The 8,496-nt window shown below is 32.3% G+C and carries 10 protein-coding genes and 1 pseudogene; 5 read left to right on the forward strand and 6 right to left on the reverse strand.

What is annotated here, in order from left to right; genetic code table 11:
• The first annotated feature begins 143 nt into the window (after positions 1-143).
• Genes HMPREF2953_RS07720 through HMPREF2953_RS11485 form a run of 4 tightly spaced genes read left to right on the forward strand, consistent with a single transcriptional unit; the run spans position 144 to position 2,350 of the window.
• Positions 144-1,313, forward strand: a complete 1,170-nt coding sequence (locus HMPREF2953_RS07720) for a RepB family plasmid replication initiator protein (protein WP_070672723.1) — start codon at positions 144-146, stop codon at positions 1,311-1,313.
• On the forward strand, positions 1,310-1,954 hold the full coding sequence (locus HMPREF2953_RS11670) for a hypothetical protein (RefSeq protein ID WP_070672725.1): 645 nt from the start codon (positions 1,310-1,312) through the stop codon (positions 1,952-1,954). The genes HMPREF2953_RS07720 and HMPREF2953_RS11670 overlap by 4 nt, the downstream gene beginning before the upstream one ends.
• A gap of 7 nt (positions 1,955-1,961) precedes the next feature.
• On the forward strand, positions 1,962-2,174 hold the full coding sequence (locus tag HMPREF2953_RS07730) for a hypothetical protein (RefSeq protein WP_070672728.1): 213 nt from the start codon (positions 1,962-1,964) through the stop codon (positions 2,172-2,174).
• A 14-nt stretch (positions 2,175-2,188) separates the two neighbouring features.
• On the forward strand, positions 2,189-2,350 hold the full coding sequence (locus HMPREF2953_RS11485; RefSeq protein ID WP_176746041.1) for a hypothetical protein: 162 nt from the start codon (positions 2,189-2,191) through the stop codon (positions 2,348-2,350).
• Between the two features lie 217 nt (positions 2,351-2,567).
• Here HMPREF2953_RS11485 and HMPREF2953_RS07735 read toward each other — a convergent pair whose 3' ends face one another.
• From HMPREF2953_RS07735 to HMPREF2953_RS07755, 5 genes are all read right to left on the reverse strand, one after another.
• Positions 2,568-2,789 (reverse strand): hypothetical protein, encoded by a 222-nt coding sequence (locus HMPREF2953_RS07735; RefSeq protein WP_070672731.1) that lies wholly within the window; start codon positions 2,787-2,789, stop codon positions 2,568-2,570.
• 170 nt (positions 2,790-2,959) lie between these two features.
• Positions 2,960-3,511, reverse strand: coding sequence for a tyrosine-type recombinase/integrase (locus tag HMPREF2953_RS07740; RefSeq protein WP_070672733.1), 552 nt, complete (start codon positions 3,509-3,511; stop codon positions 2,960-2,962).
• Between the two features lie 172 nt (positions 3,512-3,683).
• A complete protein-coding gene (locus HMPREF2953_RS07745; RefSeq protein WP_083310595.1) occupies positions 3,684-5,156 on the reverse strand; it encodes an Eco57I restriction-modification methylase domain-containing protein in 1,473 nt (490 codons plus the stop codon).
• A gap of 80 nt (positions 5,157-5,236) precedes the next feature.
• Positions 5,237-6,115 carry a hypothetical protein gene (locus HMPREF2953_RS07750; RefSeq protein WP_070672734.1) on the reverse strand — a complete coding sequence of 293 codons (879 nt, stop codon included), beginning with the start codon at positions 6,113-6,115 and terminating at the stop codon, positions 5,237-5,239.
• A 4-nt stretch (positions 6,116-6,119) separates the two neighbouring features.
• On the reverse strand, positions 6,120-6,338 hold the full coding sequence (locus HMPREF2953_RS07755; RefSeq protein ID WP_218086335.1) for a helix-turn-helix domain-containing protein: 219 nt from the start codon (positions 6,336-6,338) through the stop codon (positions 6,120-6,122).
• 495 nt (positions 6,339-6,833) lie between these two features.
• On the opposite strand from HMPREF2953_RS07755, the pseudogene HMPREF2953_RS07760 reads away from it, so the two are divergent.
• Positions 6,834-7,064 (forward strand): annotated as a pseudogene (locus HMPREF2953_RS07760) (plasmid mobilization relaxosome protein MobC); the annotation flags it as partial.
• Positions 7,065-7,421: 357 nt separating this feature from the next.
• On the opposite strand, the gene HMPREF2953_RS07765 reads toward HMPREF2953_RS07760, so the two are convergent.
• Complete coding sequence (locus tag HMPREF2953_RS07765; protein WP_070672736.1) at positions 7,422-7,685, reverse strand: antitoxin epsilon; 264 nt, start codon at positions 7,683-7,685, stop codon at positions 7,422-7,424.
• Positions 7,686-8,496 lie beyond the last annotated feature (811 nt).

Consider the following 8,496-nt stretch of genomic DNA (forward strand, 5'->3'; position numbering starts at 1 on the left):
TACAGTCAGAAAAAACTATGTATACAGTCAGAAATCAATTGATTGACTGACTGTATTTTGATATAATAAAAGCATAGAGAAATCTCACGACTAAATGATTTTCTCTATGCCTATTCAAAAACACTCACAAAGGAGTATTTACTATGTCTAGTATAACTAAAAAACAAGAAAATCTCAATCAAGAAAGGACGTTGTGTTCCTTGAAAGAAATCGAAAAACGTAAAATCGTTGAGCATAACGACTTAATCACGTCTGTTGCCAAAATGGATAAAACACCTCTCAAAATTTTTGAGTTAGCGGTGTCGCTTATCAATACGGAAGAACCACCAAAAAACAATACGATTTACTTATCCAAAAAAGAATTGTTTACTTTCTTTAAGGTGGACGATAGCAATAAACATAGTCGCTTTAAAGAAGCGATGGAGAAAATGCAGAAGCAAGCCTTTTTTCAAATCAAAGAAGAACAAGGAAAAGGTTTTAAATTTAAAAGCATTGTGCCTATCCCTTACGTGGAATGGACGGATTATAACGATGAAGTGTTGATTCGTTTTAGTCCTGAAATCATGCCTTATTTGATTGAGTTAAAACAGAATTTCACGCAATACGCTTTGTCTGACCTTGTGGAATTAAACAGCAAATACAGCATTATTTTGTATAAGTGGTTATGTATGTACTACAACCAGTATGAGCATTACAGCACCAATGGCAGACGCAGAAACGGACAATTAGAAGAATACCGCAACCCCTCTATCACAGTGGAAGAGTTACGAGTGATAACGGATACAATCAAGGAATATCAACATTTCCCTCATTTTGAAAAATGGATATTAAAAGAACCAGTGAAAGAAATCAATGCTCATACACATTTTAACGTGACTTATGACAAAATCAAAAAAGGGCGTTCGATAGATAGCATTGTCTTTCATATCACGAAAAAACCAGTTGCACGAAATGACTTCTACAAGCTAGAAGAACAAGACCCTATTTATTTGCAGGATAAAGCAAATAAAGAACAAACAGAAGAACTTTTGGCAGGGAAAGCATTAAAAAGTAAATATACGAAACTATTGTTGGATAATATGCTGTTAAGTCCTTATGAAATGACCGATACGTCACTTATGGCAGGCTTACAAAAGAATGTATATCCGCTTTATGACGAACTCAAAGACTTGCGAGGATTGAATGGCGTGAAAGACCACTTGTCTTATGTTGCCAGCAAACAAGAAGCTTATTCAAAACGCAATGTAGCAAAGTACCTGAAAAAGGCAATCGAGGACTACCTACCAACAGTTAAAAGGCAGGACTTATTATGAGTGAGAAGCTAAAGACAATCAAAGAGCTTGCTGACGAGTTGGGCGTTAGCAAGAATAAAATTCATTATCAAGTTTCTAAAATATCAAACGAATATATAGTTAGAGATAACGGAATGAAGTTATTAACCGTTGAAGCAGTCAAACAGGTAAAAGAAAATATAGGTGTTGAATTAAATAGCAGTTCAAATACCAAAACAAACACCATTAAACACCAAGAAAACGCTAATATAAAAAGGGAATCAAGTTTTGTAGGTGTTGAATTAAACAGTACGTTAAATATCTATTTAAATAGTCTTAAACACCAAATTGAATACCTTGAATCTCAAAATATAAATAAAGATGAACAGATAAAAAGTTTAGTGGAAGCACAAAAACAAACGCAAAATTTATTAGATCAACAGCAAAGACTAGCCTTGCAGGATAAAAAGTTGCTAGAAGAATACAAAGCAGAAAATGACCGCTTAAAATCTCTCAGCATGCCCTCACAGGAAAGTAAAGAGGAACAGGCAAATAATCGACCGCAAGAAGAAATACAAGCCATCAGATCAGAATTAGAGGACTTGCAGGAACAACTAAACGAAAAAGGAGTGATTGAAGAAAAAGAAGCTCCTAAAAAATGGTATCAATTTTGGAAGAGGTGAGTAAAATTTGGAGTTAGGAAAAGCTATTCAAGAGAGAGCACCTATTTTAATTGTGATTATTCTATTTTTAATTGTTAGCATAGTATTAATTGTTGGTAGTTTCAAGGTTAAAAAGACTAGTAAATCAAGCGGTTTATTTATGGTGACACTTGGGATAATTGGCGTTTTAGCAAGTCTTTACGGACTATTATTTACTGTATTTTTTGGATTTAATTTTTAGTTGGAGGGATATACATGCCTTTAGAGGAAAAAGATTTTATTATGCGCCAAACGAAACAAATGGCAGAAGGTTTAGGTAAATTTTTAGGGAAAAAGTCCGTAGATGAAATTTTACAGCAAGATGAAAAGCAAGCGGATAAGGACAAGAAAGAAAAAAAGAAAAATACTAAGAAATAACAAAGGACGTGTACGACCAACTAACCAACTTCACAAATAAACAAAGGCTTAGAATCGCTTTCTGACGACCTTTTGAAGTAAAAAAATAGGTAGACCAATTAAAAATCACAAAGTCGTCAGCTGTAACGGTTGGAAATAGTACGACTTCATATAATCGAGATTATGTCACCTAAGAATTTAAGTTACGTGACCATTAATTAACTATTTAGTTGAACTTTCATATGTATTTTCTTAACCAATCAGGTAAATTAGAATCATTAATATTCCAACTTTCTACTTCTGTTTCACTTTCTTCCCAATTATTCTCGTTTCCATCAAAAGACTTACGTCTATTACATTTATATTTAACTATCGAATTACCTTCTAGTCGATATTCATTCCAATAATAATTTTGTTTCCCATATCCATTCCATTCGTTTGTAGTATAAATAGTTGACATAAAAGCGCCTCCATTTTTTTCAATTGATTATATCACGACTAATCAATTGGGACTACTGCTACTGAACAATAAAATTATTCAGTAGCAGCTAAATTTTCAACTGGGGAACACTCACAATAACTTCTGACTTTAAATACTGTCTTATTAATAAATATACGATAAATATAGATTTAAAAACCGAGTCTAAAATTTAATAAAGTCTCACTGATTTCATCTTCATTGATCCCGATATACCGTTTCGTAATCTTCTCGCTGCTGTGACCGAAAATTTCCATTAACGTGGCTACATCTTTGGTTTTCTTGTAATAATGGTACCCAAACGTTTTGCGCAGCGTGTGCGTGCCGATATCGTCCCGTCCTAGTAGATCCGCAACCTTTTGAAACATTTGGTAAACGGTATTGACCTTTAAGTGCCCGCCTTTGCTGCTGGGAAACAAATAATCTTCTGGCTCCAAGTCTTTTGTGTAGTCCTGGATCAAGTCCTGCAAGCTGCTTAAATACAAAATGCGTGTTTTACCTGTCTTTTGTTCCACAATACGTGGGTTTTTTGAAGCTATAATGTCTTTTTTCTTTAATTTAACAATGTCTGACATGCGCAAACCGCTATTAATGCCGATCAAAAAGAGAAAAACGTCTCGTTCGGCATGCTGATTGCGTCGTAAACAGAATAAAAAGTCGTTGATTTCTTGCTGCGTTCTTAAGGGTTGGACATTATATGTCATTGAAATGGTCTCTCCTCTCACAAAAGTGATACATGATTTCAATCATTATACCACGAAATCATGTATTATAGTCAGTGGTAAAAAAAGAACCCTATAAAAATAGGATTCTTGATACACGATTTTATCCAATTTCATGTATTGTCTATTAGTTATTATTTGTTATCTCTATTTTTTAATTATTAGAATATATATTAAAAAACAATTGATCTAGTTTTTCTTGTGACTGATCGTCATTTTGGTCTTCAATTAAATTATTTACTAAAGAATTAATTTCTTTTAATTCTTCCTCACTAGGTAGGACTACTGGAATTCTTTTTATATAGTTTGCTGAATTATTTGCGGTAGGGTTTATATTAAAGAGCAAGTCCTTTGCAATGTTAGAATTTAACAATCCTAAGGTGAACAAAAGATACTTTTCATCTCGTGGAAAAACCCCTACTATACTTTGATCAAAAACCTTTCTCTCAAAAATAGTAGCTCTAATTTTTGAAGATTTGACCATAGGGACAGCAATACCTTGCTTAAAATAATATTGAAAATTTTGAAATCTAGATTTTTTATTTGTATTATAAAATTGGATTGCTTCTGGTCTCCAATCAATATACCAATCATTAGTTTTTCTTTTGTATGCACTTGAAGAATTTCCTTTTATAATTGGAACATATTTATAATGATCATTAGTACCTGTTAGATTCTCACACTCATAATCTATAAGTCTGTGATCGACTGTATTATAACCCTTACTTCCTTTGATATTTTCATTATCAACATATAGATAACTCTTATTATCACCTGTATATATCCCCGTTACACAATCAGCTATATCATTTATACATAATTTTGAGTTAGACATAATGTTTGCAGTTTTATTATTTAAATAGAATGTATAGCTCTCGTTATTTTTTATGCTCTCTTGATCTAGAGTGATCAATTCAAACTTTGATAAGTCTTTTTTGTTCATAATAGTTTCAAAGTCTTCTTCTTTAGTAATATTCTTATATATGTTTATTTGATTCATTGGATTATTTGTTTTTTCAAGAGTTATAATGCACAGTTTGCTATATCCAAAAGAAACTCCAGGGAATAATTTACTTGGAAAAATTAAAATTTCCTTTATGGATGTGTCAAATAGCAAGGTTTTTCTAAGTTCTTTATGGTTATGAAGATATAAGAAGGTATCAGGGATAATAAATGATAAAGTTCCATTTTTATTCAGTAAAGAAATACAACGTAATAAGAATAAAGAGTAAGTTTCTTTAACATAAAATCCATTATACTTCTTCTTCAATAAATCTCTTTGCTCATAGTCTTGCCATCCACCATAAGGAGGATTTCCAATAATTTTATCATAATGTCCTGAGATAGAAAATTCATCAAAGAGTTCATCCGTCAATGTATTAGTTTTTCTTGTGTTGATATTAGGATATTCGTTGTACTTTAGATTCATCATACTTATTGATTCGTCATTTAAATCAACCGTATCAATAAAAGCTTGAGGATTTTTATCCAATACAGCATCTATAAAGGCACCGTCTCCACCGCAAGGCTCTAGAATTAAGTCTTCTGGGCTCAAAGATAACATATTGACCATATAATTCGTTATAAAATTACTATTTGTATAGTAAGATCTAAATACTTTATTCAAAATTCTTTGCCTCACAATATTATTTATTTCCCTTAAACAATTACTTAAGAGATTACTTAAGTAATGTTAGTTTGTTTTTATTACCATGTCAAATATTTACTTAAATCATTTTCTATTAGATATTCTTTAAATTCAGGTGAAATATCTTCTGCCCAATTCATATGGGCAGTCATCCAACTTTTTAAGTCAAATCCTGTAAATTCATGAATTTTATTATAAGTATCATCAGAAGTATATACTTCCCATAAAGAAGAATTTTTAAGAGTTTGAAGATAGTGATTATTTTCTGCTTCAGGCTGACGAACAAACAATAAGGTCTTATTTTTAGTAGATAAACCTTTGTAAATACTTGCGACCATTAATAATCTATTTGTATTGCCTTTCTCATTACTATTAAATCCACTCTTGTAATCCACATTGTAATAAATATTATTTTGAGTAAAATGAAGATCCAAATCTAGACTGATACTGCCGGATCCAATCAATAAGCTTTGTCTATTATAATACTCAAGTAATTCGCTTTTTTTATTATCACCTATTTCTAGTGTATTTATGTACTCTTTAATTTCAGTTTCTAAGGCTAGTTGAACACTTTTAAACGATGGAGGATCATAAATATCTAAGTCCTTGACTGGATACGAAAAAGGAATTTTACAAAAAGGTTCCCACATTTCTCCTATTCTACGAGAAAAGGCCATATAATCGTACTTCCAAACCTTATTTCTATATTCAAGCATTACTATGTAGCTAACATAGGCAGTTAATAAAATATTATCTAGTTTTTTTGCACTACTATCATCAGTAATTAATATGGCGTCTGTATAAGTGTTTCTTAGTTCGGTTACCTTTTTATTTATATAAGAAGCTTGCTTTTTTTTATCTTTAGTAGAACTGGTTGTCTTTTCCAAATAAGTATCGGCTTCTTCTCTAAATTTTTTTAATAATTCATTTTTTTCCATTACTTCACTCCTCATATATTTTATTAAAGAAAAGAGATAAATCTGTTTCTAGACCTTGAATAACTATTTTTTCTAAATTAACAATACTAATATTTCTTTTGCCTGCTTCAACACTAGCAATATACGTTCTGTCTAAATCGGATTTATGAGCCAATTTTTCTTGACTAAGATCTTTTTGTTTTCTAAGTTTGCGAATTCTATTTCCCACTTGTACTGTTATCAATTTTTCACCTCTTCCCTTTATTAAAGTATTCAACTTTTACGACTATGAGTCAACGGACTATAAGTCACTTTTTTTTCAAAAATACATATTGAATGTTTTAATAAAATTAATTAAACGTATTTTTTTAGGACACAAAATAACGATTTTAATAATTAGATTTCAAAGTTTATGTATAGACGATAAACTCATCCATTTTCCGTGTAAATCAAAAAATAGATGAAGAATAAAATGGTTTCATTATTGCCAAAAAGCAGACCGAAATGGACACATTTTCGGTCTGCTTTTTCGGATCAAAACGTATCCGTTTTGATAGCTTTTTTAGGGGGATTGGGGGAGGTGAAACACGCCCCCAACAAGTTCGTTTGCGCCACGATGTGGCTAGCAAACATAGAGCTTGCCAAACCTCCAAGATCAAGAAGAATACTAGAAGCCGAAAGCGTTTCAGTGTTATGCTTGTTTCTGACCGCTAGGGAAGAAACACAAGGAGGTGGGACTGTGAGCGAACGAGAGATTTTTGAGGCCACTTTTGCGGAGGCCAAACCGAAGCGAAAAGAGCCGAAACAAATCAGCTTTCGAGTGAGCGAATCCGAATTTGGAAAGTTGAAGCGCTCCGCTGAAAGTTTACAAATGAGTGTGCCGGCTTTTGTAAAAAGCAAGGCACAAGGCACTAAGCTCGTAACGCCAAAAATTGACCGATTAGGAGCGATTGAAATAGCCAAGCAAGTGCGCATTGACCTAAAAATTCAGTTGGTCAATGATTCTAATTAACTATTTTTTTACTTTCTTTTTACATGAGCTAAGCGAATTTTAACCAACACGCCTGACGAAAAAAGAGTACAAGTTCATGAAAGTGATCTGTACTCTTTTTTAGCACGAAGCTACCAATTTTTCTTAAGAAAAATTGGTGGGTGTAAGTGCGCCCTTAAAAATAAGGGGTGCGTTTCTATAAAGTTAATTTGAAAAATATGCCCTTAGCGATTTTTACTAAGGGCGCACTTATACCCACCAACTTACGTTTGTGGTTAATGTGCTATAAAACTTAACATTCGTTTAGTTTTATAGTCAGGCGTGTTTTGATAAAACTCACTTCGTTCGTGTGATGATGTCTGCATATTTTTTTATATTTCTTAAATACTCGTGATGAGCTTTTAATTCTTCAAGAGATAATTTAAATAAATCAATTTGATTCATACTTGATAATTGTTTCAGCAAATTTGTTTGTAAGTTTGTTAAATCATTTTTATCTAGTTCGTTGTTTAAAACATAGTTCAACATTTTGGCATAAATTGATGCTGAAAATTCGTTAATGATTTCAATTTCAAACGTCTTCTCATAATCTAATTTCATGATCTTATCCTCCTGGTTCCAAGTTTCGCTTCGCTTAACTAAACATTTTAGTTTAATTAAACAGACTACACTAATTTAATCAAACTAAAACGTACAATTAGCATTACATCAATGCTTCTAAAAGGCTCTTATTTCCATTCTGCGATTTATTTATTAGATTTTGGCAATCAGATTTAACTAGAGATAACAGTAAAGGTGGCTATTTTCCGTTCTAAGAGATTTTATCGAACAATCAGCTATTTATACTAAGAAGCTAACGAAACGCCTGAAGCAGGCTAATAGGTGGCTTAAAATCAGTTTTGAATGGGCTCATCAAAAAAACATAAAAAATAAGGAATTGATCTTACCTTTTTTACCTAAGGGTTGTTAGGGCTTGCCCTGACCGCCTGTAAGGCGCCTGATTGCCTACTAAGCGTATATTGATCTAGCCAAACAGTTAAAACAGGCTAGGTGAGCAATTAGAGCTATCCAAAGCCATTCCTAAAAGATGGATTGATTTTGTCTTTTCGCGAGTGAACGAAGTGAACGCTGCAAGTACAATGTGAGCGTGGTTTTCGCTCACTCCTTTTTTTATTTTGGGAGTAAAGGGTATAGATTGTCGAGGTCGATAATCTAAGTTTGAATACTAAAGAATCGGCCTGTATATTGTTTAGCCCTCTGTTTTTTTTAGATTGTTACGCGTACGCGCGCGTATTTATATTTATCTTATATATTTTACTCTTTTGTTCTTTTGCGTGCTAAAAAAGTCAGTGTTTCCGCTAGTTACAGAAATTAAATAGTCAGAAAAAACTATGTATACAGTCAGAAAAAA

Source organism: Staphylococcus sp. HMSC072E01, from assembly GCF_001814125.1.
Taxonomy (GTDB): domain Bacteria; phylum Bacillota; class Bacilli; order Staphylococcales; family Staphylococcaceae; genus Staphylococcus; species Staphylococcus hominis.

Excerpts from the sequence above, each read along its gene's own strand:
- HMPREF2953_RS07720 (WP_070672723.1), top strand. The coding sequence starts at position 144 with ATGTCTAGTATAACTAAAAAACAAGAAAATCTCAATCAAGAAAGGACG.
- HMPREF2953_RS11670 (WP_070672725.1), top strand. The coding sequence starts at position 1,310 with ATGAGTGAGAAGCTAAAGACAATCAAAGAGCTTGCTGACGAGTTGGGC.
- HMPREF2953_RS11485 (WP_176746041.1), top strand. The coding sequence starts at position 2,189 with ATGCCTTTAGAGGAAAAAGATTTTATTATGCGCCAAACGAAACAAATG.
- HMPREF2953_RS07735 (WP_070672731.1), bottom strand. The coding sequence starts at position 2,789 with ATGTCAACTATTTATACTACAAACGAATGGAATGGATATGGGAAACAA.
- HMPREF2953_RS07740 (WP_070672733.1), bottom strand. The coding sequence starts at position 3,511 with ATGACATATAATGTCCAACCCTTAAGAACGCAGCAAGAAATCAACGAC.
- HMPREF2953_RS07750 (WP_070672734.1), bottom strand. The coding sequence starts at position 6,115 with ATGGAAAAAAATGAATTATTAAAAAAATTTAGAGAAGAAGCCGATACT.
- HMPREF2953_RS07765 (WP_070672736.1), bottom strand. The coding sequence starts at position 7,685 with ATGAAATTAGATTATGAGAAGACGTTTGAAATTGAAATCATTAACGAA.